Here is a 26,460-nt window from a genome sequence, read left to right as displayed (position 1 = left end):
GCGGGAAGGAGACCGCTCAGCAAAGTTGAGCGGCGGCGACTCATCCCTGTTGACGACACCCATCCGGTCATGCATCCTTGAGCCTGTAAAGCTCAACTCTTCCGTGGAGGTATTTACGATGGCACGCGCGGTCGGCATCGACCTCGGTACGACGAACTCGGTCGTCAGCGTTCTGGAGGGTGGCGAGCCCACCGTCATCACGAACGCCGAGGGCGCGCGGACCACGCCGTCCGTCGTCGCTTTCGCGAAGAACGGCGAGGTCCTGGTCGGCGAGGTGGCCAAGCGTCAGGCGGTCACCAACGTCGATCGCACCATTCGCTCGGTCAAGCGCCACATGGGCACCGGGTGGAAGATCAACCTGGACGGCAAGGACTTCAACCCGCAGCAGATCAGCGCCTTCGTGCTGCAGAAGCTGAAGCGGGACGCCGAGGCCTACCTGGGTGAGACCGTCACCGACGCCGTCATCACCGTTCCGGCGTACTTCTCCGACTCCGAGCGCCAGGCCACCAAGGAGGCCGGTGAGATCGCGGGCCTCAACGTCCTGCGCATCGTCAACGAGCCGACCGCGGCCGCCCTGGCCTACGGCCTCGACAAGGACGACCAGACCATCCTGGTCTTCGACCTCGGCGGCGGCACCTTCGACGTCTCCCTGCTGGAGATCGGCGACGGGGTCGTCGAGGTGAAGGCCACCAACGGTGACAACCACCTCGGTGGTGACGACTGGGACCAGAAGGTCGTCGACCACCTGGTCAAGGTCTTCCAGGCCGGCCACGGCGTCGACCTGTCCAAGGACAAGATGGCCCTGCAGCGTCTGCGCGAGGCCGCCGAGAAGGCCAAGATCGAGCTGTCCTCGTCCTCCGAGACCTCGATCAACCTGCCCTACATCACGGCCTCCGCCGAGGGCCCGCTGCACCTGGACGAGAAGCTCACCCGCGCCCAGTTCCAGCAGCTCACCTCCGACCTGCTGGAGCGCTGCAAGGTCCCGTTCCACAACGTGATCAAGGACGCCGGCATCTCGCTCTCCGAGATCGACCACGTCGTCCTGGTCGGTGGCTCGACCCGCATGCCCGCCGTCGCCGAGCTCGTCCGCGAGCTGACCGGCGGCAAGGACGCCAACAAGGGCGTCAACCCGGACGAGGTCGTCGCCATCGGCGCCGCGCTCCAGGCCGGTGTCCTCAAGGGCGAGGTCAAGGACGTCCTGCTGCTCGACGTCACCCCGCTGTCCCTCGGCATCGAGACCAAGGGCGGCATCATGACCAAGCTGATCGAGCGCAACACCACGATCCCGACCAAGCGGTCCGAGATCTTCACCACGGCCGAGGACAACCAGCCGTCCGTGCAGATCCAGGTCTACCAGGGCGAGCGCGAGATCGCGGCGTACAACAAGAAGCTGGGCATGTTCGAGCTGACCGGCCTGCCGCCGGCGCCGCGCGGCCTGCCGCAGATCGAGGTCACCTTCGACATCGACGCCAACGGCATCATGCACGTCGGCGCGAAGGACCTCGGCACCGGCAAGGAGCAGAAGATGACCGTCACCGGCGGCTCCGCGCTGCCGAAGGACGACATCGAGCGCATGATGCGCGAGGCCGAGCAGTACGCGGAGGAGGACCACAAGCGCCGCGAGTCCGTCGAGACCCGCAACTCCGCCGAGCAGCTCGTCTACTCGACCGAGAAGTTCATCGCCGACAACACCGACAAGCTCCCCGCCGACGTCAAGGCCGAGGTCGAGACCGCCATCGGCGAGCTCAAGGAGGCCCTGAAGGGCGAGGACATCGCGAAGATCCGCGAAGCCTCGGAGAAGGTCTCCACCACCGCGCAGAAGCTCGGCCAGGCGCTGTACGCCAACGCCGACGCCGCCGCCCCGGCCGGCGAGTCCACCCAGGCCAAGGACGACGACGTCGTCGACGCCGAGATCGTGGACGACGAGAAGCCCAAGGGCGGTGCGGCATGACGGACAAGCCGCAGGGCGGCAAGCCCGGCGACGACTCCGCCGCCGACGAGGCTGTGATCAAGGCCGCCGAGGAGGCCGCCGCAGCCGGCGCCGCCGACTCCGGCTCCGGTGCGGGCTCCGACGAACTCGCCACTGCCAAGCGGGAGTCGGCCGAGCGCACCGCCGACCTGCAGCGCCTGCAGGCCGAGTACCAGAACTACCGCAAGCGGGTCGAGCGCGACCGGCTGACGGTCCGCGAGATCGCGGTCTCCAACATCCTGGAGTCCCTGATCCCGGTGCTCGACGACATCGGCCGCGCCCGCGAGCACGGCGAGGTCACCGGCGGCTTCAAGTCCGTCGCCGAGTCCCTGGAGACGGTCGTCGCCAAGCTGGGCCTCCAGCAGTTCGGCAAGGAGGGCGAGCCCTTCGACCCGACCATGCACGAGGCGCTGATGCACAGCTACTCCTCGGACGTCACCGAGGACACCTGTGTGCAGATCCTCCAGCCCGGCTACCGCATCGGCGAGCGGATCATCCGCCCCGCCATGGTCGCCGTCGCGGAGCCCCAGCCGGGCACCCAGACCACGGCCGCGCCCGACGGCGAGGCGAAGTCCGGGGACGCGGACAAGTCCGACGGTGGTTCGGACAGCTGACAACCTGTGACAGCTGACAACCAGTGCGCTGCGGAGTCGTACGCCGGCCAGTACGGCGGCCGGCTCCGCAGCGCGCTGTCAACAGCGCCCGGTGAAGCGGCTGTTGACAGCGCAGCGACGATGGACATCGGGAGGTGGCGGCAGCTATGAGCAAGCGCAGCGAGCGAATCGTTGAAAAACGAATCGTTGAAAGGCGCGTGTTGCGCGGAGCGGCTGCCGAGCGGAGCGAGGTGGACGCATGAGTGGCAAGGACTACGTGGAGAAGGACTACTACAAGGTCCTCGGCGTGCCCAAGGACGCCACCGCCGCCGAGATCAAGAAGACCTACCGCAAGCTCGCGCGCGAGTTCCACCCGGACGCCAACAAGGGTGACGTCAAGGCCGAGGAACGCTTCAAGGACATCTCCGAGGCCTACGACGTCCTGTCCGACGAGAAGCGCCGCAAGGAGTACGACGAGGCCCGCAGCCTCTTCGCCAACGGCGGCTTCCGGGCCGGCGGACCCGGCCAGGGCAACGGCAGCTACAACTTCGACTTCGGCGACCTCTTCAGCGGCAGCCAGAACACCGGCAGCGGCGGGCTCGGCGACGTCTTCGGCGGGCTCTTCAACCGCGGCGGCGGCCGGCAGGCCCAGCCCCGGCGCGGCGCCGACGTCGAGACCGAGGTGACCCTCGCCTTCGACGAGGCCGTCGACGGTGCGACCGTCCCGCTGCGGATGACCAGCCAGGCCCCCTGCCGCAGCTGCAACGGCACCGGCGCCAAGTCCGGCACCACCCCGCGGGTCTGCCCGACCTGCGTCGGCGCCGGCACCGTCAGCCGCGGCCAGGGCGCGTTCGCGCTCTCCGAGCCGTGCAAGGACTGCCGCGGGCGCGGCATGATCGTCGACGACCCGTGCGTCGACTGCCACGGCAGCGGCCGGGCCAGCTCCGCCCACACCATGCAGGTCCGCATCCCGGCCGGCGTCCAGGACGCCCAGCGCATCCGGCTCAAGGGCAAGGGCGCCCAGGGCGAACGCGGCGGACAGCCCGGCGACCTCTACGTCACCGTGCACGTCGGCCCGCACCCCGTCTTCGGGCGCAAGGGGGACAACCTCACCGTCACCGTCCCCGTCACCTTCCCCGAGGCCACCCTCGGCGCCACCATCGAGGTGCCCACGCTGAACGGGCCCGCCGTGAAGCTGAAGCTGCCCCCCGGCAGCGCCAACGGCCTCACCATGCGCGCCCGCGGCAAGGGTGCCACCCGCAAGGACGGCACCCGCGGCGACCTCCTCGTCACCGTCGAGGTCGTGGTGCCGCGGCACGTCACCGGGGACGCGCTGAACGCCCTGGAGCAGTACCGCGAGGCCACCGCCTCCGACGACCCACGAGCCGCCCTGTTCCGGGCGGCGAAGGGAGCGTGACGACCAGATGATCCCCGACAGCCCCATCGGCCCCGGCATCGGTGAAGGCCTGCCCGGCATCGGCTCCGGCCTGCCCGGCGACGGCCGCCGCACCCGGCGGCCCACCGCCCCGCCGCAGTACGTCCTCACCGAGGACACCCCGGTGTACGTCATCTCCGTCGCCGCCGAGCTCTCCGGCCTGCACCCGCAGACCCTCCGCCAGTACGACCGCCTCGGTCTGGTCAGCCCCGACCGCACCGCCGGCCGGGGCCGCCGCTACTCCGCGCGCGACATCCAGCAGCTGCGCGAGGTCCAGCGGCTCTCCCAGGACGAGGGCATCAACCTGGCCGGCATCAAGCGGATCATCGAGCTGGAGAACCAGGTCACCGCGCTCCAGTCCCGCATCGGCGAACTGGTCGACTCCCTCGAAGGCGCCACCAGCGCCCTCCAGCAGCGCGAGGCCGCCGTCCACGCCTCCTACCGCCGCGACCTCGTCCCCTACCAGCCCCCCACCCAGTCCAGCGCCCTGGTCGTCTGGCGCCCCAAACGCTGAGACTTGGCTGAACACCTCCGGCCGCCGGCTCCCCTCCACCCGGGGGGGTGCCGGCGGCTTGATCGTGGTGAGAGAGTGCTGTCGAACAAATCTGGCCGCCCTCACCGATGCCACCCGATCTGGCATGCTGCACTGCGATTCCGGTATTGGTGCCCGGCAGGTAGTGCAGACACGGCCACGGCAAGGAGCCCGCAGATGAGTGGACGAGAACAGCCCAGTACCGCCGCGATTGGGCCCTCCGTCCTCTCGAAAGAAGCGCGGGAGTTGTATCTGGCGGTCATCCGCGAGAACGGACGGCTTCCGAAGGACTCCGACCTCGCCAGGGCGGGCGGGGCCCAGGAGGAGTTGGTGGCCATAGGCCTTCTGGTCGCCGACACCGACGAGCCCGGTGTCCTCGTCGCGGTCGACCCCCAGCAGCTGTCCGAGAGCCTCTCCGTGACCTGGCAGCGCCAGGCGCTCGACCTGCTCACCCGCGCGTCGGCCCTCGCCACCGATCTCCACGACCTGACGGCCGCTTACCACTCACCGGAGCAGGCCGGCGGCGCGATCGAGTACGTGCGGGGGAAGGTGCTGATCAACCAGCGGGTGCAGCAGATCGTCGCCAGCGCCTCGGAGGAGATCCTCGCCGCCCAACCCGGCGGGCCGCGCCCGTCGGAGGCGCTCACCGGCATCCTCACCCGCGACCTCGAAGCCCTCCGCCTGGGCATCACGCTCAGGACGATCTACCACCCGAGCACCCGGTACCACGCTCCCACCAGGGAATACGTGGCCACGATAACCAAGGCCGGCGGGCGGTTCCGGACGCTGGAGGAGCCCTACACGCGATTGATCGTCATCGATCGCCGAATCGCGGTCATCCCCATCGCCGAGGACCTCAATCTGGCTGCCTTCGTGCACGATCGGGCCGTCATCAGCTACCTGATCAGCGAGATCTTCGAGCGGAACTGGAGCCGGGCGCTGGACTTCGACGGCGCGCGCGCCGTTCCGCAGCAGGTGGTCTCCGGGATGCGGCAGACGATCATCGACCTCATGCTCGAAGGCGTGAACCACCGGGTGATCGCCCGCAGACTCGGCATCAGTGAAAGGACGCTCGCGCGGCACCTGGCCGAGATGCGCGACGAGCACAATGTCGAGTCGCTCTTCCAACTCGGGTACGCATTGGCCAGGAACAGCGTTCCGACCGACTCCGACAGCTATCACTGACCAAGCGTCGCGGCGGTCTCAGTTCCAGATCGTGTCATTGGCCAGCGCCATGGTCTTCGGCGCTGCCGCATCGTGGGAAACCCCGATGTTCCAGATCGTGTCGTCGGCCGGACTCGAACCGCTGCTGATGAAAAGCGCCAGACCCACAACGACTGGAACCAGGACAAACCGCACCACCCGGCGTATCCGAGACATGGTGCCCCCTCTCTTTGTTTAAGACTTGACGCGGGTACCCAGCCATTGTTTCGAACAACCTGCCACATAATGCCGCAAGCCCATGCCGGAAGCCAGGGGGCCTGCTACCCCAGTGCGTCATCTCTCTGCCAGGCATCGAGATGACACCACGGCTCTGTGGACGGTGGCGACGGTCGACAGAGACGATCAGTGCACTCCCCAACCCCTCTCGCGGGAGGGGGAAGACGGGGACACCACAAACAACATGTCCATGACTAGTTCGTTTCGACCACAACGAATGCACAGCAGCATTCCGATAGTCACCACCCAACGGGGCGATCGGCCTGGTTGGCACCTATCCCCGGAGTCGACAATGAGTGAGCCCTACCTGCGAGAGCACGCCGGACAGACCCCCGAGGGCCGGCGTGCGCGTGTGTTCCTGGCCGCGCCGCTGATGCGGCTGACCGGGCCCGCGGACAGTGTGGTGACGCTCGCCAGCCGGACGCGGCTGACGACGCTCCGTACCACCCTGCTCCGCAGCGGTGCCGCCGTGTACAGCGCGCACCACAGTGATGCCTGGACCGTCGCCGGGCAGGCGCCGGAGCCCCGGGTGCCGTCCGACTTCCGGGCCCTGCAGTCCGCGGACCTCGTGTTCGCCTACGTCGGGGCGCCGCTGTCGGCCGGGGTGAGCCTGGAGCTGGGGTGGGCGTCGGCGCTGCGGAAGCCGATCGTCCTCCTCGTCGACGAGGCCATCACGCACAACCCGCTGATCGCCACCATCGAGCAGGTCGCCCCCGTCCTGCCGCTGGTCTTCGACGACACCTGGTCGCAGGAGGCCCTCAACCACACCGTGGAGACCGCGCTCGACTGGGCCGGCATGGCGCTGTCCCTGCGCGAGGGCTTCTGGACCGCCCCCGGTGAGCAGTTCAACGTCCCCCGGCAGCAGCCCCCCGTCGTCGGCCGGGCCGGCTACTGGCCGACCAGCGCCGCCACCGGCTGAACAGCGCTCACCCATCGGGCTCCCCCGTCCGGGCGCCCCGCAGCTGCCAGCCCAGCTGGAACAGCGTCTCCGCGTCGTGCAGTTCGCGCAGCCGGGCGATGTGGCCGGCCACCGTCCGCTCGCTGAGGCCGAGGCGCCCGGCGATGGCGCGCTGGGTGAGGCCCTGGGCGAGGAGCCGGCCGACCTGCTCGTGGGCCGTCGACTCGGGAGCGGACGCCTGGTCGGCGCTCCAGAGGAGGCGGCCTGAGCGGGCCCAGTCCCGTTCGAACACGGCCAGGAAATGGTCGACGGTCGCCGGATCCTCGATGAAGGTCGCGCTCCGGAGGTCGTCGGCGGACTGGAGCACGGCGATCCGGCGGTCGAAGATGTGCAGGTGGCGGAACGGCTCGGCCAGGACCCGGAAGCGGGCGCCCAGTTCGGTGCCGCGGGCGGTGTGGTCGGCGGTCGCCTGGTCCCGGACGGCGCCGGGTGCGTAGATCACCCGGATCCGGCCGCCCCGGCCGCAGAACCGGCCGATCCGTTCCAGGGCCTCCTCCAACTGGTGGGCGTGGCGGGGCCGGCCGGGCTGGGCGACGAGGATCTCCTGGCGGCAGGCCGCCTCCACCTCGGTGAACCGCCGGATGACCGCGCCGAGGCCCTGGACGTGATGCACCGTACCGGCGCGGTCGGTCGGGCGCGGGGCCGTGTCGTAGGCCTTGGTCAGGTCGTCGAGGGCCTGCGGGAGTTGGGCGGCCTGGACGAGCAGCCGGGTGCCTTCGGCCCGGAGCTCGGCACTGATCCGGTCGCCGACCGTCCGCGGGTTGACGGCGGTGCAGACGTCGGATTCGGGCCGGGCGAGCAGCAGCCCGAGCGCGAGCAGGTGTTCCAGGGCCGGTCGGTCGGCGTCGGCCACCTCGGCCCGGTCGATCCAGCCGCCGCGCCGGAGGATGCGCAGGTACAGGTCGTGTGCGGCCTGGTCGGGCCGCTCGGCGCCGCGCCCGTGCATCACGGCACCCGCCGACGGGCGGCGTCGGCCGCCGACCGGAGCTGCCAGCCGAGTTGGAAGAGCGTCTCGGCGTCGTACAGTTCGCGCAGCCGGGCGATGTGGCCGGCCACCGTGCGTTCGCTCAGGCCGAGGCGGGTGGCGATGGCGCGCTGGGTGAGGCCCTGGGCGAGGAAACGGCCGACCTGGTCGGGCAGGGAATCGGCTGGTTCGGTGGCTTCCGGGCCACGGGACCAGCGGACCCGGGCGGCGCGCTGCCAGTCGCGTTCGAAGGCGTCGGCCATGAAGTCGACCACCACCGGGTCCTCGACGAAGGCCGCGCGGCTGTTGTCGGACGCGGCGGGGATGACGGCCACCTTCCGGTCGTAGATCAGGACCCGCCGGAACGGCTCGCCCAGCACCCGGTACCGGCAGCCGATCTCGGCGGACGCGGCGGCGAAGGCGGCGGTCGCCGGGTCTGCGGCCGCCGCCGGCTCGTAGATGCCCCGGACGGTGCCGCCGCGCTCGGCGAGCCGCCGCATCCGGTCGAGGGCGTCCGGGAGCCCCTCGACGGGCCGGGCACCGCCGGGCTGGGCGGACAGCATCTCCTGCGAGCACTCGGCGTCGAGTTGGGCCAGGCGCAGGCGGATCTGTTCGAAGCCGTGCACGTACGTGACATCGACGGAGCACTCGGGGTGGCGCGGCGTGACGTCGAAGGCCTGCGCCAACTCGGCGAACCGCTCGGGTGCTTCGTCCGCCCTGGCCAGCAGTTCGCCACCCACGGAACGCAGTTCGGATCCGATCCGGCCGATGACGACACGCGGGTTCACCGCGGCGTAGGCCGCGTCCTCGACCCTCGGGACGACCAGTCCGAGGTCGAGCAACCGCCCCAGGACCGGTTCGTCAGCCGGAGTCAGGTCGGCCGCCCGGAGGATGCCGCCGTTGCCGACGACGGCGAGGTACAGCGCCCGGGCGGCGTCGTCGGGCAGGGGGGAGGTCGACGGATCGGTCATGGGGATCCCCCCGGAGCCGCCCGCCGAGGTGGACGAGGGTACGGGCGCGGGGCGGGCCGGTCGGCTGGGGCCCGCTCGGCGGGGCCGGGTTCATCGGTCATCGCGGGCGCCTCTCATCAGCCAGCCGAGTTGGAAGAGGGTCTGGGCGCCGTGGCGGTCGCGGAGGCGGGAGATGTGGGCGGCGACGGTGCGTTCGCTGAGGCCGAGGCGGGTGGCGACGGCGCGCTGGGTGAGGCCTCGGGCGAGGAGCCGGCCGACCCGGTCGGGGATGGTGCGGGTGGGGCCGAGGGCGGCGGAGGTTTCGGCGGTTTCGGCGCGGGCCCAGTCGCGCTCGAAGGCGCCGACCAGGAAGGTGATGGCGGCCGGGTCGGTGATGAAGGCGGCGGTGCTGTTGTCGTCGTTGGCGGAGATCACGGCGACGGTGCGGTCGAAGACGAGCAGCCGCTGGAACGGTTCGTCGAGGACACGGATGAGGGAGCCGTGCTGGGTGACCTCTTCGACGTAGGCGAGGGCGGGCGGGTCGGCGAGGGCGACGGGCTGGTAGATGGTGCGCAGGGAGCAGCCGCGCTGGAGCAGGTGGAGGTCCTGGAGGAGGGCGACTTGCAGGGTGCCGGCGGGGCGGTGGCCGGGTTGGGCGGCGAGGACTTCGGAGCGGCAGTCGGAGGCGAGCTGGGAGATCCGCTGGCGGATGTGGACGTGGCCCTCGACGTGGACGGCGCCGCCGGCCCGGCCGGAGGGCCGGGGCATCGCGTCGTAGGCGCGGGTGAGGCCGTCGAGGGCGCCCGGGAGGTTCTCCGCGCGGACCAGCAGCCTGGTCGCCTCGCTGCGGAGTTCGGCGCCCAGGCGGTCGGTGACGGAGCGCGGGCTGACGGCGGTGTAGCAGTGGTCCATCGGGTTGGCGATGAGCAGGCCGAGGTCGACGAGCTGCTGGAGCGCGGCCTGGCCGGTGTCCTGGGTGTCGGTGAACGGGATGCGGCCGCCCCGGGCGAGGATCGCCAGGTACAGCTGCCGGGCGGCCTCGTCGGGTTCCTCGCCCGGTGGCTGCCCGTGCTGCGGCGCGACCGCCGGTTCCGCCGTCACGTCGCACACTCCCTGCCGGATGCTTCTCCCTCGTCGCCGCGCCCGCGCCGTCGGGCGCGGGGCTCGGCGGTCACGGTACCGGGCTCGACGTCGGCCCCCGGGGCCCGGGTGCCGTCGCACTCCGGGGTGTCCTGGGGGCCGACGTCGCCACGCCCGTGCCCAGGCGCTTCCGTCGAGGCGGAGCAGCAACGCCTCGACGGCTCCGGTTCCGGGGGCCATCACCACACATGGCGCCCCGGCCGGCGCTCTTCCCCCCCGTTTCACGCGTGCGGGACGTTGCACCCGTGGTCAGTTCCGAAGAGCAAGTCGCCACCATCGGGCTGCGGTGCCCGGACGGCCTGGCGTGACTCCACCCTCACAGCGTGACGGCCGGTGAACAAGTGTCGCCCGAGTGCAGGTTCGCGCAATTGCAGCTATCTGCACGACGGGTACGGCGGGAGGGGTCGAGCGGCGGGCCGGGTTCCGGTAAAGGCCGAGGCCAGCGCGGTGCCCGGGTGGTCACCGCCCGTACGGTCGGTCGGCCGTGCGCGGTCGGGCCGCGGGTGCGGGTTCCTGCAACGGCGGCGTGCCGCGGGAGGAGTCAGGCACGCCCCAGCAGGCGTCCCCGGGCGAGCCCGGCGGCGGTCCCGCCGGCGGCGAGCACCCAGGCGGTGGCCAGCAGCAGGTAGAGCCCGGCGGCGATCGCGGTGAAGCCGCCGAACCCGGTGTGCCGGGCGAGCGCGGAGGCGCCGGTGACGCAGGTGCCGATCGGGAAGGTGTACGCCCACCAGGTCATCGCGAACGGCATGCCGGCCCGGCGGGCGCGCAGGTTGGCGGTGAGCGCGACGGCCAGCCAGAGCATCGCGACGCCGAGCACCGCGACGCCGTACAGCTCCGCGAAGGGGAGCATGGCGGGGGCCAGCGCGGGCAGCACCGGGCGGGCGGCGTCGGCGAGTTGGTGGACGGCGGTGACGGACTGGCCGAGCGGGCCGAGCACCAGGAACAGCGAGGGGGTGAGCACCAGGGTGGGCAGCTTGCTGTGGAACAGCCCGGTGAAGACCACCGGCAGCAGCACCAGGGTGGCCAGCAGGCCGATCCCGAAGAGGGCCCAGCAGGCGTACAGCATGGCCTGCTGCGGCAGCCCGGCCGGCAGGTGCGGGACGAGGGCCGGGCCGGTGGCGGAGGCGACCAGCGGGGCGACCACCGGCAGCAGCCAGGTCGGGTTGGCTTCCAGGGCGGAGACCGGGTGCCGGGTGATCATCAGGTACGGGATGCCGCCGGCGACGGCCAGCGCGTACAAGGTGCCGACGCCCCACAGCACGGCGTCGACGGCGACCGCGGGGCCAGTGCCGATCACCCGGGAGCCGAGCAGCAGGGTGCCGAGGCCGACCGAGAGCAGGGCCATCGGCGGGCAGCCGTAGAAGACGGCGGTGGCCGGGTTGTCCAGCAGCTGGGTGCGGGCGGCCTCGCGGTGCCGGGTGAGGTGGACCAGCCGGGCCGCGCCCAGCACCAGCAGGGCCGCGAGTCCGAGCGCCCACATCACCTCGCCGAAGCCGATCAGCCCGGGCGGCCGGAGCGGCAGGACGGCCGCGCCGTTGCCCAGGATCGCGGTGCCCATGACGGCGGCGTACCAGTTGGGGCCGAGCTGGGCGAGGTCGAGGCGGGCACCCAGCGAGGAACGGGAGGGGCGGGAGGAACGGGAGGGGCGGGTGAGCGGGCGGGCATCGGCCAGGGTGGACATGGTTCCACCGTGCCGCCCCGCGCCGGGCTCCGGTAGCGCCGCGGGTTCTATGAGGACATAGCCTGGACCTATGGCCCTCTCCCCCCGCGTCCCCGAGCTCGGCGCCCTGGAACTGCTGCTCGCGGTGGCCCGGCTGGGCAGCGTCGGGCGGGCCGCGGCCGAACTGGGCGTGAGCCAGCCGACCGCCAGTGCGCGGATCAAGGGCATGGAGCGGCAGATCGGCGTCCCGCTGCTGGAGCGCTCGCCCCGGGGCAGCCGGCCGACCGAGGCGGGTCGGCTGGTGGTCGAGTGGGCCGGGCACGTGGTGGAGGCGGCGCAGGCGCTGGACGCGGGGATCGACGCGCTGCGCGAGCGGCGGGACGCCAAGCTGCGGGTGGTGGCCAGCCTGACCGTCGCCGAGTACCTGATGCCGGGCTGGCTGCTGGCCCTGGCCGAGGCCAGTCCGGGCACGGCGGTGACGCTGCGGACGGCGAACTCGGCGGAGGTCGCCGGGCACCTGCTGGCCGGGGACGCCGACCTCGGCTTCGTCGAGGGCCCGTCCACCCCGCCCGGGCTGGCCGGCGCGGTGGTGGCGGCGGACCGGCTGGTGGTCGTGGTGGCGCCCGGCCACCCGTGGGCGCGCCGCCGGGCGCCGCTGACCGGGCCGGAGCTGGCCGCCACCCCGCTGGTGCTGCGCGAGTCGGGCTCGGGCACCCGGGAGGTGCTGGAGATGGCGCTGGCGCCGTACGGGGGCGCGGTGCGGCCCCGGCTGGAGCTGGCCTCGTCCACCGCGCTGAAGGCGGCGGCGATGACCGGGGCCGGGCCGGTCTGCCTGAGCGAGCTGGCGGTGGTGGAGGAGTTGGCCGTCCGGCGGCTGGTGGCCGTGCCGCTGGCCGAGGGGCTGGACCTGCGACGGCCGCTGCGCGCGGTGTGGCCGGCCGGGCAGCGGCCGAGCGGGCCGGCCCGGGAGCTGCTGGGGCTGACCCGCCGGACGCCCCGCGCGCAGCGGCCACCCCGGGTGGAACGCGCGGAACGGGTGGAACGCGCGGAACGGGCGTAAGAACTTGAGCGGAATAGACTCAACTTAGTGCATGCTGTACGTAGCAGCATTGAAGGACGACGAGGGAGGACCCCCCAGCAGTGGACGCCAGCAAGTTCACCACCAAGACGCAGGACGCCCTGTCCGCCGCGATCCGGCAGGCGGGCGCGTCCGGGAACCCGGACGTCAAGCCGGTGCACATCCTGATCGCCCTGCTGGAGCAGCCCGAGGGCATCGCCCGGCCGCTGCTGGAGGCGGTCGGGGCGGACGTCACCCGGATCGACGCCGAGGCCCGCCGCCAGCTGACCGCCCTGCCCAGCGCGATGGGCTCGACGGTCGCCGCGCCGCAGCTCTCCCGGGACACCCTCGCGGTGCTCACCGAGGCCGGCAAGCGCGCCGACGACCTGGACGACCAGTACGTCTCCACCGAGCACCTGATGGTCGGCCTGGCCGCCGAGGGCGGGCCGGTCGCCGAACTGCTGGCGCGGCAGGGCGCGACGGCGAAGGACCTGCTCGCCGCGTTCAAGGACGTGCGCGGCAGCGGCCGGGTGACCTCTCCGGATCCGGAGGGCACCTACAAGGCGCTGGAGAAGTACGGCACCGACCTGACCCAGGCCGCCCGGGACGGCAAGCTCGACCCGGTGATCGGCCGGGACCAGGAGATCCGCCGGGTCGTCCAGGTCCTCTCCCGCCGGACCAAGAACAACCCGGTGCTGATCGGCGAGCCGGGCGTCGGCAAGACCGCGGTGGTCGAGGGCCTGGCCCAGCGCATCGTCGCCGGCGACGTGCCGGAGTCGCTGCGCGGCAAGCGGCTGGTCGCGCTGGACCTCAGCGCGATGGTCGCGGGCGCCAAGTACCGCGGCGAGTTCGAGGAGCGGCTGAAGGCCGTCCTGAACGACATCAAGCAGAGCGACGGCCAGGTCGTCACCTTCATCGACGAGCTGCACACCATGGTCGGCGCGGGCGCCGGCGGCGACTCCGCGATGGACGCCGGCAACATGCTCAAGCCGATGCTGGCCCGCGGCGAGCTGCGGATGGTCGGCGCCACCACGCTGGACGAGTACCGCGAGCGGATCGAGAAGGACCCGGCCCTGGAGCGCCGCTTCCAGCAGGTGCTGGTCGGCGAGCCCAGCGTGGAGGACTCGATCGCCATCCTGCGCGGCCTCAAGGGCCGCTACGAGGCGCACCACAAGGTGCAGATCGCGGACGCCGCGCTGGTCGCCGCGGCCACCCTGTCCAACCGCTACATCACCTCCCGCTTCCTGCCCGACAAGGCGATCGACCTGGTCGACGAGGCGGCCTCCCGGCTGCGGATGGAGATCGACTCCTCCCCGGTCGAGATCGACGAACTCCAGCGCTCCGTCGACCGGTTGAGGATGGAGGAGCTGGCCCTGGAGAAGGAGTCGGACGCCGCCTCGATCGACCGGCTGGCCCGGCTGCGGCGCGATCTCGCCGACAAGAACGAGCAGTTGAGCGCCCTGACCGCGCGCTGGGAGCAGGAGAAGAAGAGCCTCAACCGGGTCGGCGAGCTCAAGGAGCGGCTGGACGACCTGCACGGCGCGCTCGAACGGGCCCAGCGTGACGGGGACTTCGAGCGGGCGTCGAAGCTGATGTACGCGGAGATCCCGGCCGCCGAGACGGAGCTCGCCGAAGCCCAGGAGCGGGCGGCCGACCAGGACGCCTCCGCCTCGATGGTGAAGGAGGAGGTCGGCCCGGACGACGTGGCCGACGTGGTCGCCTCCTGGACGGGCATCCCGGCCGGCCGCCTGCTGGAGGGCGAGAGCGCCAAACTCCTGCGTATGGAGGAGGAGTTGGGCCAGCGCCTGATCGGCCAGGCGGAGGCCGTACGGGCGGTCTCGGACGCGGTGCGCCGCACCCGTTCCGGCATCGCCGACCCGGACCGCCCGACCGGCTCGTTCCTCTTCCTCGGCCCGACCGGCGTCGGCAAGACCGAACTCGCCAAGGCCCTGGCCGACTTCCTCTTCGACGACGAGCGGGCCATGGTCCGGATCGACATGAGCGAGTACGGCGAGAAGCACTCCGTCTCCCGCCTGGTCGGCGCCCCGCCCGGGTACATCGGCTACGAGGAGGGCGGCCAGCTCACCGAGGCGGTCCGCCGCCGCCCGTACAGCGTGGTGCTGCTGGACGAGGTGGAGAAGGCCCACCCGGAGGTCTTCGACGTCCTGCTCCAGGTGCTGGACGACGGCCGGCTCACCGACGGCCAGGGCCGCACGGTGGACTTCCGCAACGCGATCCTGATCCTCACCTCCAACCTGGGCTCCCAGTTCCTGGTCGACCCGGCCACCCCGGAGGACCGGAAGAAGGCCCTGGTGCTGGACTCCGTCCGGGCCGCGTTCAAGCCCGAGTTCCTCAACCGGCTGGACGACATCGTGGTCTTCGACCCGCTGGGCACCGCCGAGCTGAGCCGGATCGTCGACCTCCAGGTGGCCCGCCTCGGCGACCGGCTGCGCGAGCGGCGGCTCACCCTGGACGTCTCCGAGGCCGCCCGCGACTGGCTGGCCCTCACCGGCTACGACCCGGCGTACGGCGCCCGCCCGCTGCGCCGGCTGGTCCAGTCCGCGATCGGCGACCAGTTGGCCCGGGCCATCCTGTCCGGCCAGGTGCACGACGGGGACACCGTCCTGGTCGAGCGGGACGAGGAGGGCGACCGCCTCACCGTCCGCAGCCGCGGACCGCTGGAGAAGTAGCACCACCAGCCCGGGCCGCCCGCACGACAGCGCGGGCGGCCCGGGCAACACCCTTGCCGCACAGCACAGTTGACGGCCCACTCGGCTACGGCCGCACCCCGCCGCACCCCGCCGGAGCCCCGGCAGCGACGGCCCTCCAACCGGACACGCTCCGTCACCATCACCGCTCGCGGCGGGCGTCGGAGCGCCCCGGACGAAGATCGACGCGTGGCCGGGTGCCCCTGTGAGGCAGGCCCCGGATGAGGCAGGATGGGAAGTGGAAAGGGCGGCCTCTCATTGCCGGCCACCACGTGCACTGAGGAAGAGGACCCCATGAGCATCGACCCGTCGTCCATCCCGTCGTTCGGCGCACCCCAGGGTGGCGGCCAGCCCGGCGACCAGGGGCGGCCGGCCGGCCCGCCGCCGATCATCGTCCCGGACCAGGGCCTGGTGGCCCAGCTGCTGGACCAGATGCAGCTCAAGCACGTCGTGGACGAGGAGGGCGACCTCACCGCTCCCTGGGAGGGCTTCCGCGTCTACTACATGTTCCGCGGCGAGCAGAAGGAGCTCTTCGCGGTGCGCGCCTTCTACGACCGCGCGTACCCGCTGGAGAAGAAGGGCGAGATCCTCGACCTCATCGACGAGTGGAACCGCGAGACCCTCTGGCCCAAGGTCTACACCCACACCCACGAGGACGGCGTGGTCCGCCTGATCGGCGAGGCCCAGATGATCGTCGGCACCGGCGTCAACCTGGACTACTTCGTCACCACCACCGCCAACTGGACCCAGGCCGCCGTCGGCTTCGAGCAGTGGATCGTCGAGCGCCTCGGTCTGCAGAACGAGATCGAGGGCGAGGACGGCGAGACCCCCGAGGACACCAACGAGGCGTGACCCTGCCCGCCCCGCGAGCGCACGGCCCGACCACTTGGCCCCAGGTGGTCGGGCCGTCCTTGTCCCCGGCCCCCGGCTGACCCAGGATGGGGCCGACGACGACGCGTGAGGAGCCACCGATGGGCAACAGGCCGCTGCTGAACCGCCGACTGGCCGGCATGGGGACGACCGTCTTCGCCGAGATGTCCGCCCTGGCCACGGCCACCGGCTCGATCAACCTCGGCCAGGGCTTCCCCGACACCGACGGCCCGGCCTCGGTGGCCCGGGCCGCTGCCGACGCCGTGCTGAACGGGCGCGGCAACCAGTACCCGCCCGGCCCCGGCATCCCCGAGCTGCGGCAGGCCATCGCCGAGCACCAGCAGCGCTTCCACGGCCTCGGCTACGACCCGGACACCGAGGTGCTGGTCACCGCCGGCGCCACCGAGGCCATCGCCGCCACCCTGCTCGCCCTGCTGGAGCCGGGTGACGAGGTGATCGCCCTCGAACCCTTCTACGACTCCTACGCCGCCTGCATCGCGATGGCCGGCGCCACCCGCCGCCCGCTCACCCTGCGCGCCCCGGACTTCCGCCCCGACCTGGACGAACTGCGCACCCTGATCACCCCGCGCACCCGCCTGCTGCTGATCAACACCCCGCACAACCCGACCGGCACCGTGCTCACCGCCGACGAGCTGGCCGCCATCGCCGCCCTCGCCGTCGAGCACGACCTGCTGGTCGTCACCGACGAGGTCTACGAGCACCTCGTCTTCGGCGCCACCCACCACCCGATCGCCGCCCTGCCCGGCATGCGCGAGCGCACCGTCTCCATCTCCTCCGCCGGCAAGACCTTCTCCTTCACCGGCTGGAAGGTCGGCTGGGTCACCGCGAACCCGGCCCTGGTCACGGCCGTCCGCACGGCCAAGCAGTACCTCACCTACGTCAGCGCCGGCCCCTTCCAGTACGCCGTCGCCGAGGCGCTGCGGCTGCCCGACAGCTACTTCGACGGCTTCCGCGCCGACCTGCTCCGCAAGCGCGACCTGCTGGTCGACGGGCTCACCGCGGCCGGCTTCCGGGTGTTCACCCCCGAGGGCACGTACTTCATCACCACCGACATCACCCCGCTCGGCGAGAAGGACGGCATCGAGTTCTGCCGCGCCCTGCCGGAGCGCTGCGGCGTCGTCGCCATCCCGAACGCCGTCTTCTACGACAACACCGAGGCCGGCCGCAGCCTGGTCCGCTTCACCTTCTGCAAGCAGGACTCCGTGCTGGAGGAAGCGGTGTCACGGCTCCAGCGCCTCTGAGCCGTCGCCCGGCCGCCGCCCGAGGCCGGACAGGTGGGCGTTCAGGATCGCCCGGGCCTCGGGTGCGGTGAGGCGGCCGACGAGGACGTGCGTGGTGAGCCCGTCGGCAAGGGCCAGCAGCGTCTTCGCCTCCCGGGCGGCGTCCGGCCCGGCCGCCGGCGACGCCTCGGCGATCAGCCGGGCGAACAGGCCCTCCAGGGCCGCGTAGTCGGCGTTCAGCGGGCCCGCCAGCCGCTCGTCGACGGCGGCCTGCGCGACGAAGGCCAGCCAGACCCGCGCCTGGGAGCGCTGTCCGTCGCCGAGCAGCGCCGCCTCGGCGGCCGCGTGTGCCAGGAGGGCGGCGGGCGAGGGCGCCGGGTCGTCGGCGGGGTACGCCCGGACCCGGGCGGTGATCCGCTCACCGACGTAGCCGAGGGCGAAGCGGAGCATCTCGTCCTTGGTGCGGAAGCAGCGCTGGACGGCGCCGGTCGACACCTGCGCGCGGTCGGCCACGTCGCGCAGGGTCACCCCTTCCAGGCCTCGTTCGTCGGCGAGCCGGCAGACGGCCTCGGCGATCCGCCGACGCCGGCCGTCGTGGTCCACCTGTCTGGGCACGGGCTCCGCCTCCGGTTTATTCGATGCACTCGTATCGGTTCCCAGGCTACGGTACCGATACGAGCGCATCGGAACGAGGAGGGGAGTACGTCATGCAGGACGCCCTGTGGCGACTGACGGCCACCGCGCAGGCGGCGGCGGTACGCGGCAAAGAGGTCTCGGCCGTCGAACTGCTCGACAGCCACCTGGAGCGGATCAGCGCGGTGAACCCGCAGGTGAACGCCGTCACCCAGGTCCTGGCGGAGCGCGCCCGGGTGCAGGCCCGGGAACTCGACCGGCGCCTGGCCGCGGGCGAGGACCCCGGCCCGCTGGCGGGCGTGCCGTTCACCGTGAAGGAGACCACCGCCATCGAGGGCGTGGCCACCACCTTCGGGGTGCCGCGCTTCCGCGACCTGGTGGCGCGGGCCGACGCTCCCCCGGTCGCCCGGCTGCGCGCGGCCGGGGCCGTGCCGATCGGGCACAGCAACATGCCCACCATGATCCTGGCCGGGATGCACACCCGCAGCGAGCTCTACGGCGACACCGCCAACCCGTGGGACCGCAGCCGCACCCCGGGCGGGAGCAGCGGCGGCGACGGCGCGGCCGTCGCGACCGGCCTGGCCGCGCTCGGGCTCGGCAACGACTCCGGCGCGTCCGTCCGCGTCCCGGCCGCGTTCTGCGGGGTCGCCGGGCTGAACCCGTCCAACGGCCGGTTCCCCGCCGACCACCGCGCGTTCGGGCCGCAGGACCCGGGGCCGGCCTCCCAGTGGCTGGTCGCCGACGGCCCGCTCGCCCGGAGCGTCGCCGACCTCCGGCTGGCCTACGAGGTGCTGGCCGGCCCCGATCCGCGCGACCCGCGCGCCCTGCCCGTGCCGCGCTACGGCGAGCCGCTGCCCGGGCCGGTGAAGGTCGCGGTGGTGGCCGATCCGGGCGGCCACGGCGTCCACCCGACGGTCCGGGCCGCGGTCGAACGCGCGGCGGCGGCGCTGCGGGACGCCGGGTACGACGTGCGCGAGGTGGCGGACGTCCCGCGGCTCGACGAGGCCCTGGAGGTGTGCGACCGGATCACCATGACCGAGTTCGCACCCAAGTGGCCCGCCGTACGCCCCCTGCTCGGCCCGGGCGGCGACCGCTACATCGAGCTGACGATGGCCCGGACCCCGCCCGCGACCGCCGCCGAGCTCATGGAGCTGATGGGGAGCTGGCTGGGCATCCGCCGCTCCTGGGCCGAATTCCTGGACGAGTACCCGCTGCTGCTCGGACCGGTGTTCACCGAACCGCCGGTCGAACCGGGCATCGAGTCCCGGGACGCGGCCGGGTGGGAGCTGGTCCGCACGGCGATGCGGCTGTGCAAGGTGACCAGCTTCGCGGGGCTGCCCGCGGTGGCGGTGCCCACCGGCCTGGCCGACGGGCTGCCGACCGGGGTGCAGCTCGTGGGGCGGGCGTTCCGGGAGGACCTCTGCCTGGAGGCGGCCCAGGCGGTCGAGGACCGGCTCGGGGTGCTCGCGCCGATCGACCCCCGGCCGTGAGGGGAGCAATGATGGCCCGGCGAGTGGGCCCAGTTCTTCTCAACTCGCCTGACAGTCATGGTTGGTTGACGTCTGGTTGACGATTGAATGATGTCTGTGAGGCAATTCCTTCGGCCTCGACGGAACGCTCCGACCGCCCTGCCCGCCCGGTGCGTGCAGGGCGGCGGCGCACGAGGCGTGCACCCGGCGCACTACCAGCGTGCACGGCGCACGACCCGGTCGTAGGGGCGCGCGCTGTGCAGAGTCGCACACCGGGTCGATCAGAGCCGGGAAGCAGGTGTGCTCGAAACGGTGAATGCTTGACAAAGTTGGGTAAATCACCGGCGGACCCGGCGTATTCATGCTTCTCTGCTGCTGAATCTCCAGCCGGAATCCCTCCTTCCACGGTCGGCCGCGCCCAGGGCCGCACAGCCACGAACAGCCTCGCCATCGCCTAGGCCTACTCGGTGCTGCTCGGCGGGCGCGCACGGAGCTGAAACGCGGAGCCGAGCATGCTCACCACACTGCAGACCTCCTACACGGACACCCGCGCCGGTGACCTGGCCTGGTGCCTGGGCGGCGACCCGCTGCCCGCTCTCGCGGTCCGCGACCTGAGACTCGACGGAGGCGGCCACCCCACCGCGCCCGGCACCCTCCAGCTGCGACTGCTCGGCGCTTCGCACCAGGTGGTGATCGCCGCCGGCCCCGGCGAGTGCCTGGAGACCGTCGCCTGCCTGCCCGGCCGCCGCACCCCGCTGCCGGCCCGGGTGGCCAAGCAGGTCGGCGGCTGGGAGTACGAGTTCGCGGCCCGGATCGAGGCGCTGCCCCCGCACGACTTCGCGGCCCGCGCGCAGGAACTGCTGGCCCTGGTCGAGGGCCACCCGCGCGGCCTGGCCGGGGTGTTCCCGGGCGACCCGAGCGCCTTCACCGCGCTGGTCACCCAGGGCGGCGCCGACCGGCTGCTCTGGCGGACCTGGCACGCCTACCCGCAGGAGGGCCGGCTGGTCTGCACCCGCTCCTCGCTGGTGGTGTCCGGGGCATGACCGCCAGCCGTCCGAGCAGGGTCGCCGATCCCGCCACGGCCTATGAATCGTACGCAGGAACGATTCGTCAATCCGGCGTCCCACACTGTCCGTCGAATGGGCGCAGCTATCCGTCCCGAACGTCCCCTAGCGTTTGTTCGTGATCAACCATCCGGCCGGTCCACCCGCCCGCTCGCGAGTGGACCTCGACGACGGCGCCCCACCTCGGCCCGGGCGGAGCCTCGCCCCCCTGCCCGCCCGCCGTCGGTCCCGGCTGCGCTCCCACCCCCGGCTGGCCCGCCTCACCGTCCTGCTGGCCGCGTTCGTCTGCGCGGCCTGCGGACTCGTCTACGAACTCGAACTCGTGGCGCTCGGCGACTACCTGCTCGGGGACTCGGTCACCCAAACCTCCGTCGTGCTCTCCGTCATGGTGTTCGCGATGGGCCTCGGCTCGCTCCTCGCCAAACGCCTCACCCGGCAGCCCGCCACCGCCTTCGCCCTGGTCGAATGCGCCCTCGCGCTCACCGGCGGCCTCTCCGTCCTCGCGCTCTACTCCTGCTGGGCCTGGATCGGCCGCTACCAGGCCGCCATGGTCGGCCTCACCTGCCTCATCGGCATCCTCATCGGCGCCGAGATCCCGCTCCTGATGACCCTCATCCAGCGGATCCGGCGCGAGGACGCCGGCCGCGCCGCCGCCGACCTCTTCGCCGCCGACTACGTGGGCGCGCTGATCGGCGGCCTCGCCTTCCCCTTCCTCATCCTCCCCGGCCTCGGGCCCGGCGACGGCGCCCTCGTCACCGGCGCCGTCAACGCCGTCGCCGGAGCCGCCGTCGTGCTCTGGCTCTTCCGCGAGGAACCCGCCCCCCGGATACGGCTCCTGCTCTGGGGCGGCTGCGCGCTCGTCCTCGCCCTGCTCGCCGCGGCCGCCGCCGGCTCCGGTGCCATCGAACGCGCCGCCCGGCACGCCCTCTACGGTGCGCAGGTCCGCTTCGCCGCCCGCAGCCGCTCCCAGGAGATCGTGCTCACCGGCCCCACCGAAGGCCCGCTCCGGCTCTACCTGAACGGCCGCCTCACCGTCTGCGGACCGGACGAGTACCGCGGCAACGAGGCCCTGGTCCACCCGGCGATGGCCGCCGGCCCGGACGCCCGCGTCCTGCTCCTCGGCGGCGGCGACGGCCTCGCCCTGCGCGAGGTGCTCCGGCACCGCGGCGTCCGCTCCGTCCGGCTCGTCGACGCCGACCCCGCGCTCCCCCGGCTCGCCCGCGCCGACCCCGGGCTCGCCGCCCTCACCGACCACTCCCTCGACGACCCCCGCGTCCACGCCACCGCCGCCGACCCGATGGCCTGGCTGCGCGGCGCCGCCACGGCCGACGGACCGTACGACGTGGTGCTCGCCGACCTGCCCGCGCCCGCCGACGGCGGACCGGTCACCTTCCACTCCCAGGAGTTCTACGGCCTCGCCACCCGGCTGCTCTCCCCCGGCGGCCGCGTCGCCGTCCGGGCCGGCGGCGACCCGGACGGCCTCTGGCCGATCGAGTCCGGCCTGCGGACGGCGGGACTGCAGACCGTCCCGTACTCCGTCCAGGGCAGCGCCACCGCGAGCTGCCGCCCCGACCCGCCGGGCGCCGCCCAGACCTTCCTCCTCGCGGCCGCCGCCCGGCCCCCGCTCACCCTCGCCCCCGACGCCCCACCGCCCCGCGCCCTCACCCCCGACGGCCTCCGCGGCTCCGCCACCCGCCTCGCCGCCCTCCGCCCCGCCCACCCCCCGGCCGCCCTCACCCTGCTCGGCCCCCGCTGAGCCGGGGGCGCGGGGCTGGACACCGGTGGTCCGGGGAAGTCGGGTGGCGGTGGGTGGGGACCGGGCGGGGTTGGGTCGGTAGGCTCCCTGACATGGAGCATGAGGTTGTCGTCCCGATGCCCGCCGAGTTGGTGCGGCAGGCCTTGCAGGATCCGGCTCTGCTGGCCCGTAGCGTGCCGGGGCTGAGCACCGAGCCGGCCGCGGTCGGCGGTGGGCCGGCGGAGGAGATCGGCGGCCGGCTGAAGCTGCGGATCGGCGGCTCCACCATCACGTACAGGGGCGTGCTGTCCCTGATCGAGGGGCGCGAGGGCGTGCTGACCGTGTTCGCCGAGGGCCAGGAGGCCCGTGGCAGCGGCGAGGCGACCGCCACCGTCCGGGTCAGCGTCGCGGACGGCGCCGAGGACGGTACCGCGGTGGTCCGCTTCACCGGCGACCTGAGCGCCACCGGCCGGCTCACCGAGTTCGACGAGGAGACCCTCGACGCCGCCGGCCGCCGTCTGCTGGACCGGTTCGCCACCGCGCTCGCCTCCCCGGACGCCGAGCCGGAGAGCGAGAGCGACGGCGACGGCGACGGCGACGGCGAGAGCGACACGGAGACCGGTGGCGAGGCCGGGGCCGAGGGCGGGACCGAGACCGACGCCGGCGTGGTGTTCATCGAGGAGCACCAGGACCAGCCCGGCGACGACCTCGACGACGACCTGTCCGACCTGATCGCCTTCTCCGACGCCGACGCCGAGCGCTTCGGCCTGCCCACCGGCGGCGGCGACGGGGACGGGCCCGAGGAGGGCGTCGCCGAGGAGCTCCCCGCCGAGCCGCTCTTCGAGTACGAGGAGGGGCCGGCGGGCGGCGGCCCGGTGCGCCGCAGCATCGTCGGCCGGTCGGCCGAGGAGGTGGACCACGCGCCGCCGCGCGGGCGGTACGCCCCGGCCCTGCCGGCCCGTAGTGCCCGGGCCCGGGCGGCGTCCCGCTGGGGCGGCGAGGCCGGCGGGATCGTGGTGCCGGGTTCGGGCGGCCGCAGCGCGGTGCCGTGGGTGATCGGCGGCGGGGTCGCGCTGCTGGGTGGCGCCGTGGTGCTGGTCAGGGCCTTGCGTCGGCGCTGACCGGCGGGAGAGGGCCTAGACTGGACGCTCATGAGCAACGACCGCGACGCCCTGCTGGCACAGATCAAGGACAAGGCCGTCGTACACGGCAAGGTCACCCTTTCCTCCGGCAAGGAGGCCGACTACTACGTCGACCTGCGCCGGATCACGCTGGACGGCCAGGCCGCCCCGCTGGTCGGCCGGGTGATGCTGGACGCGACCTCGCACCTGGAGTACGACGCCGTCGGCGGTCTGACCCTGGGTGCCGACCCGGTGGCCGCCGCGATGCTGCACGCCGCCGCCGCGCGCGGGCGTGAGCTGGACGCCTTCGTGGTCCGCAAGGCGGGCAAGGCGCACGGCCTCCAGCGCCGGATCGAGGGCCCGGAGGTCAAGGGCCGCCGGGTGCTGGCGGTCGAGGACACCTCCACCACCGGTGGCTCGGTGCTGACCGCCGTCGAGGCGCTGCGCGAGGCGGGTGCCGAGGTGGTCGGCGTCGCGGTGATCGTGGAGCGCGGCGGCGCGGCCGCGGTCGAGGCGCAGGGCCTGCCGTACGTGACCGCCTACACCCTGGACGACCTGGGCCTCTGAGCCCGGCCGGACCTGACAGCACGAGGGGCCGGGTCCTGTTTCACGTGAAACGTGAGACGGGACCCGGCCCCTTCGCGTGTCGTGCGCGAAGCCCCGGTGCTCAGCCGCGCCGGTGGCGGCCGCCGCTCTGCACGGCGTCGGCCTCGGCGTTCTCCACGGCGCCGCCGGCCTTCCGCTTCTTGCGCTCGCGCAGGACCTCGATCAGGATCGGCGAGATCGAGAGCAGGACGATCAGCAGCACCGCCGGGATCAGGTACTTGTCGATCACCGGGGCGAGCGCGTCGCCGAAGAAGTAGCCGATCAGCAGCATGGACTCGGTCCAGAGCACGCCGCCGATGACGTTCCACAGGAAGAACGTCCGGGCGGGCATCTCCAGGGTGCCCGCGACCGGGTTGAGGAAGGTCCGGACGATCGGCATGAAGCGGGCCAGCACCACGGCCTTGCCGGGCCCGAACTTGTTGAAGTACTCCTCCGCCTTCATCACGTACTCGCGGCGGAAGATCTTCGACTCGGGCTTGTCGAACATCTTCGGCCCGACCTTGACCCCGATCAGGTGCCCGAGCTGGGCCCCCGCGACCGCGGCCACCGGGGCACCGACGAGCAGGACGGCGATCGGCAGCTTGGCGCCGTCGCCGAGCACCGACGAGGCGGCGTTCGACGCCGCGACGCCGGCGATGATCAGCAGTGAGTCACCCGGGAAGAAGAAGCCGACCAGCAGGCCGGTCTCCGCGAAGATGATCGCGATCAGCCCGATGGCGCCGAGGGACGAGATCAGTGATTTGGCGTCGAGCAGGTTGACGGCCAGCTGGTTGTAGTCCACGGCCGCAGGATAGCGGGCCGTCCTGTACGGAGGCTTCGCCCGGCAGGTGTATCCGGTGTCCGCCGAACGTCGCAGGAGCGGGCCGTCCGCGTCGGCGGCGGCGACGGTCCGACTGGCGGGCTCCTGCTGACCTGCGGGCACGAGTCTGGGAGGATGGCACGGGCGTCCGGTCCGCAGCGGCACACCACCCTCATTGCCGTACCGCGGAGGTCGCTCGAACCTTGGTGCCGGAGAGCCACACCGCAGCGCCGCGCGTCGGCGGCCGGCACGGAGTCGTACCGAAGGCGTACACAGCGTCGGACAGCACCGTCCGTACGCCGCAACCCGACAGGAGCGGATCGCATGCCCATCGCAACTCCCGAGGTCTACAACGAGATGCTGGACCGGGCCAAGGCGGGCAAGTTCGCCTACCCGGCCATCAACGTCACCTCGTCGCAGACCCTGCACGCCGCACTGCGTGGTTTCGCCGAGGCCGAGAGCGACGGCATCATCCAGATCTCGACCGGTGGCGCGGAGTTCCTGGGCGGCCAGCACAACAAGGACATGGTGACCGGCGCCGTGGCGCTGGCCGAGTTCGCGCACATCGTCGCCGCCAAGTACGACATCACCGTCGCACTGCACACCGACCACTGCCCGAAGGACAAGCTGGACGGCTACGTCCGCCCGCTGCTGGCGGTCTCCGCCGAGCGCGTGGCCAAGGGCCAGAACCCGCTGTTCCAGTCGCACATGTGGGACGGCTCGGCCGAGACCCTCGCCGACAACCTGGCGATCGCCCAGGAGCTGCTGGCCCAGGCCGCCGCCGCCAAGATCATCCTTGAGGTCGAGATCACCCCGACCGGCGGCGAGGAGGACGGCGTCACCCACGAGATCAACGACGAGCTGTACACCACCGTCAACGACGCCGTGCGCACCGCCGAGGCGCTGGGCCTGGGCGAGAAGGGCCGCTACCTGCTGGCCGCCTCGTTCGGCAACGTGCACGGCGTCTACAAGCCGGGCAACGTCGTGCTGAAGCCGGAGCTGCTGCGCGAGCTGCAGGACGCGATCGGCAAGCAGTACGGCAAGACCGACCCGTTCGACTTCGTCTTCCACGGCGGTTCCGGCTCGACCGCGGCGGAGATCGCCACCGCGCTGGAGAACGGCGTCGTGAAGATGAACCTGGACACCGACACCCAGTACGCCTTCACCCGCCCGGTCGTGGACCACATGTTCCGCAACTACGACGGTGTGCTGAAGGTCGACGGCGAGGTCGGCAAGAAGAACACCTACGACCCGCGCACCTGGGGCAAGCTCGCCGAGGCGGGCATGGCCGCCCGTGTGCTGGAGGCCGCGCAGCAGCTGCGCTCGGCCGGCAACCGTCTGAAGTGAGCCCGGCGGCCGGGCTGAGCCCGGCCACGGCGTGAACGCGGGTGGGGGGGGCGGGGGGGGGGGGGGGGGGGGGGGGGGGGGGGGGGGGGGGGGGGGTTGGTGGGGGGGGGGGGGGGGGGGGGGGGGGGGGGGGGGGGGGGGGGGGTTTTTGTGGTTGGTGTGGGTGGGG

General features: G+C 72.7%; 23 protein-coding genes. 16 read left to right on the top strand and 7 right to left on the bottom strand.

The window, feature by feature from the left end; translation table 11 throughout:
* Positions 1-118 precede the first annotated feature (118 nt).
* The 5 genes from dnaK (at position 119) to AC07AL_RS24810 (ending at position 5,714) form a co-directional block, all read left to right on the top strand.
* The gene (gene dnaK / locus AC07AL_RS24830) at positions 119-1,951 is read left to right on the top strand and encodes a molecular chaperone DnaK (protein WP_350876573.1); all 1,833 of its coding nucleotides are present in this window, start codon (positions 119-121) and stop codon (positions 1,949-1,951) included.
* The gene (gene grpE / locus AC07AL_RS24825; protein ID WP_063348542.1) at positions 1,948-2,583 is read left to right on the top strand and encodes a nucleotide exchange factor GrpE; all 636 of its coding nucleotides are present in this window, start codon (positions 1,948-1,950) and stop codon (positions 2,581-2,583) included. The genes dnaK and grpE overlap by 4 nt, the downstream gene beginning before the upstream one ends.
* A gap of 238 nt (positions 2,584-2,821) precedes the next feature.
* Complete coding sequence (dnaJ, locus tag AC07AL_RS24820; protein WP_363579807.1) at positions 2,822-3,979, top strand: molecular chaperone DnaJ; 1,158 nt, start codon at positions 2,822-2,824, stop codon at positions 3,977-3,979.
* A gap of 7 nt (positions 3,980-3,986) precedes the next feature.
* Positions 3,987-4,511 carry a heat shock protein transcriptional repressor HspR gene (locus AC07AL_RS24815; protein ID WP_363579808.1) on the top strand — a complete coding sequence of 175 codons (525 nt, stop codon included), beginning with the start codon at positions 3,987-3,989 and terminating at the stop codon, positions 4,509-4,511.
* Between the two features lie 195 nt (positions 4,512-4,706).
* On the top strand, positions 4,707-5,714 hold the full coding sequence (locus AC07AL_RS24810; protein ID WP_363579809.1) for a helix-turn-helix domain-containing protein: 1,008 nt from the start codon (positions 4,707-4,709) through the stop codon (positions 5,712-5,714).
* Positions 5,715-5,732: 18 nt separating this feature from the next.
* On the opposite strand, the gene AC07AL_RS24805 is transcribed toward AC07AL_RS24810, so the two are convergent.
* The gene (locus AC07AL_RS24805) at positions 5,733-5,909 is read right to left on the bottom strand and encodes a hypothetical protein (protein ID WP_363579810.1); all 177 of its coding nucleotides are present in this window, start codon (positions 5,907-5,909) and stop codon (positions 5,733-5,735) included.
* Positions 5,910-6,261: 352 nt separating this feature from the next.
* Here AC07AL_RS24805 and AC07AL_RS24800 point away from each other — a divergent pair, with 352 nt between their 5' ends.
* The gene (locus AC07AL_RS24800; RefSeq protein ID WP_063348539.1) at positions 6,262-6,888 is read left to right on the top strand and encodes a TIR domain-containing protein; all 627 of its coding nucleotides are present in this window, start codon (positions 6,262-6,264) and stop codon (positions 6,886-6,888) included.
* Positions 6,889-6,895: 7 nt separating this feature from the next.
* Here the strand turns inward: AC07AL_RS24800 and AC07AL_RS24795 are convergent, their stop codons facing one another.
* From AC07AL_RS24795 to AC07AL_RS24780, 4 genes are all read right to left on the bottom strand, one after another.
* Positions 6,896-7,873: a LuxR C-terminal-related transcriptional regulator gene (locus tag AC07AL_RS24795; RefSeq protein ID WP_363579811.1), complete on the bottom strand. Its 978-nt coding sequence runs from the start codon at positions 7,871-7,873 to the stop codon at positions 6,896-6,898.
* The gene (locus tag AC07AL_RS24790; protein ID WP_363579812.1) at positions 7,873-8,862 is read right to left on the bottom strand and encodes a LuxR C-terminal-related transcriptional regulator; all 990 of its coding nucleotides are present in this window, start codon (positions 8,860-8,862) and stop codon (positions 7,873-7,875) included. The genes AC07AL_RS24795 and AC07AL_RS24790 overlap by 1 nt, the downstream gene beginning before the upstream one ends.
* A 90-nt stretch (positions 8,863-8,952) precedes the next feature.
* On the bottom strand, positions 8,953-9,942 hold the full coding sequence (locus AC07AL_RS24785; RefSeq protein WP_363579813.1) for a LuxR C-terminal-related transcriptional regulator: 990 nt from the start codon (positions 9,940-9,942) through the stop codon (positions 8,953-8,955).
* 580 nt (positions 9,943-10,522) lie between these two features.
* The gene (locus AC07AL_RS24780; RefSeq protein WP_363579814.1) at positions 10,523-11,662 is read right to left on the bottom strand and encodes a TDT family transporter; all 1,140 of its coding nucleotides are present in this window, start codon (positions 11,660-11,662) and stop codon (positions 10,523-10,525) included.
* A gap of 70 nt (positions 11,663-11,732) precedes the next feature.
* On the opposite strand from AC07AL_RS24780, the gene AC07AL_RS24775 reads away from it, so the two are divergent.
* From AC07AL_RS24775 to AC07AL_RS24760, 4 genes are all read left to right on the top strand, one after another.
* Positions 11,733-12,701: a LysR family transcriptional regulator gene (locus AC07AL_RS24775; RefSeq protein WP_363619445.1), complete on the top strand. Its 969-nt coding sequence runs from the start codon at positions 11,733-11,735 to the stop codon at positions 12,699-12,701.
* A gap of 80 nt (positions 12,702-12,781) precedes the next feature.
* Complete coding sequence (gene clpB, locus AC07AL_RS24770) at positions 12,782-15,388, top strand: ATP-dependent chaperone ClpB (protein ID WP_363579816.1); 2,607 nt, start codon at positions 12,782-12,784, stop codon at positions 15,386-15,388.
* A gap of 312 nt (positions 15,389-15,700) precedes the next feature.
* The gene (locus tag AC07AL_RS24765) at positions 15,701-16,258 is read left to right on the top strand and encodes a type III secretion system chaperone family protein (protein WP_363579817.1); all 558 of its coding nucleotides are present in this window, start codon (positions 15,701-15,703) and stop codon (positions 16,256-16,258) included.
* A gap of 119 nt (positions 16,259-16,377) precedes the next feature.
* Complete coding sequence (locus tag AC07AL_RS24760) at positions 16,378-17,538, top strand: pyridoxal phosphate-dependent aminotransferase (RefSeq protein WP_363579818.1); 1,161 nt, start codon at positions 16,378-16,380, stop codon at positions 17,536-17,538.
* On the opposite strand, the gene AC07AL_RS24755 is transcribed toward AC07AL_RS24760, so the two are convergent.
* Complete coding sequence (locus tag AC07AL_RS24755; protein WP_363579819.1) at positions 17,518-18,132, bottom strand: TetR/AcrR family transcriptional regulator; 615 nt, start codon at positions 18,130-18,132, stop codon at positions 17,518-17,520. The genes AC07AL_RS24760 and AC07AL_RS24755 overlap by 21 nt on opposite strands.
* Before the next feature lie 92 nt (positions 18,133-18,224).
* Here AC07AL_RS24755 and AC07AL_RS24750 point away from each other — a divergent pair, with 92 nt between their 5' ends.
* The 5 genes from AC07AL_RS24750 (at position 18,225) to pyrE (ending at position 24,106) form a co-directional block, all read left to right on the top strand.
* Positions 18,225-19,640, top strand: coding sequence for an amidase (locus AC07AL_RS24750; protein WP_363579820.1), 1,416 nt, complete (start codon positions 18,225-18,227; stop codon positions 19,638-19,640).
* A gap of 491 nt (positions 19,641-20,131) precedes the next feature.
* A complete protein-coding gene (locus AC07AL_RS24745; protein ID WP_478318194.1) occupies positions 20,132-20,662 on the top strand; it encodes a DUF2617 family protein in 531 nt (176 codons plus the stop codon).
* A gap of 139 nt (positions 20,663-20,801) precedes the next feature.
* Entirely contained in the window at positions 20,802-22,439 is a 1,638-nt protein-coding gene (locus AC07AL_RS24740; protein ID WP_478318193.1) for a polyamine aminopropyltransferase, read from the top strand.
* A gap of 92 nt (positions 22,440-22,531) precedes the next feature.
* Positions 22,532-23,539, top strand: a complete 1,008-nt coding sequence (locus AC07AL_RS24735; RefSeq protein ID WP_478318191.1) for an SRPBCC family protein — start codon at positions 22,532-22,534, stop codon at positions 23,537-23,539.
* 30 nt (positions 23,540-23,569) lie between these two features.
* Positions 23,570-24,106: an orotate phosphoribosyltransferase gene (pyrE, locus tag AC07AL_RS24730; protein WP_280673778.1), complete on the top strand. Its 537-nt coding sequence runs from the start codon at positions 23,570-23,572 to the stop codon at positions 24,104-24,106.
* Positions 24,107-24,206: 100 nt separating this feature from the next.
* On the opposite strand, the gene AC07AL_RS24725 is transcribed toward pyrE, so the two are convergent.
* A complete protein-coding gene (locus AC07AL_RS24725) occupies positions 24,207-24,926 on the bottom strand; it encodes a DedA family protein (RefSeq protein WP_363627881.1) in 720 nt (239 codons plus the stop codon).
* 342 nt (positions 24,927-25,268) lie between these two features.
* Here AC07AL_RS24725 and fbaA point away from each other — a divergent pair, with 342 nt between their 5' ends.
* Complete coding sequence (gene fbaA / locus AC07AL_RS24720; protein WP_063348525.1) at positions 25,269-26,291, top strand: class II fructose-bisphosphate aldolase; 1,023 nt, start codon at positions 25,269-25,271, stop codon at positions 26,289-26,291.
* The last annotated feature ends 169 nt before the right edge of the window (positions 26,292-26,460 follow it).

The organism is Kitasatospora sp. NPDC043949, assembly GCF_056435365.1.
This window is presented reverse-complemented; position numbering and strand designations above follow the sequence as displayed.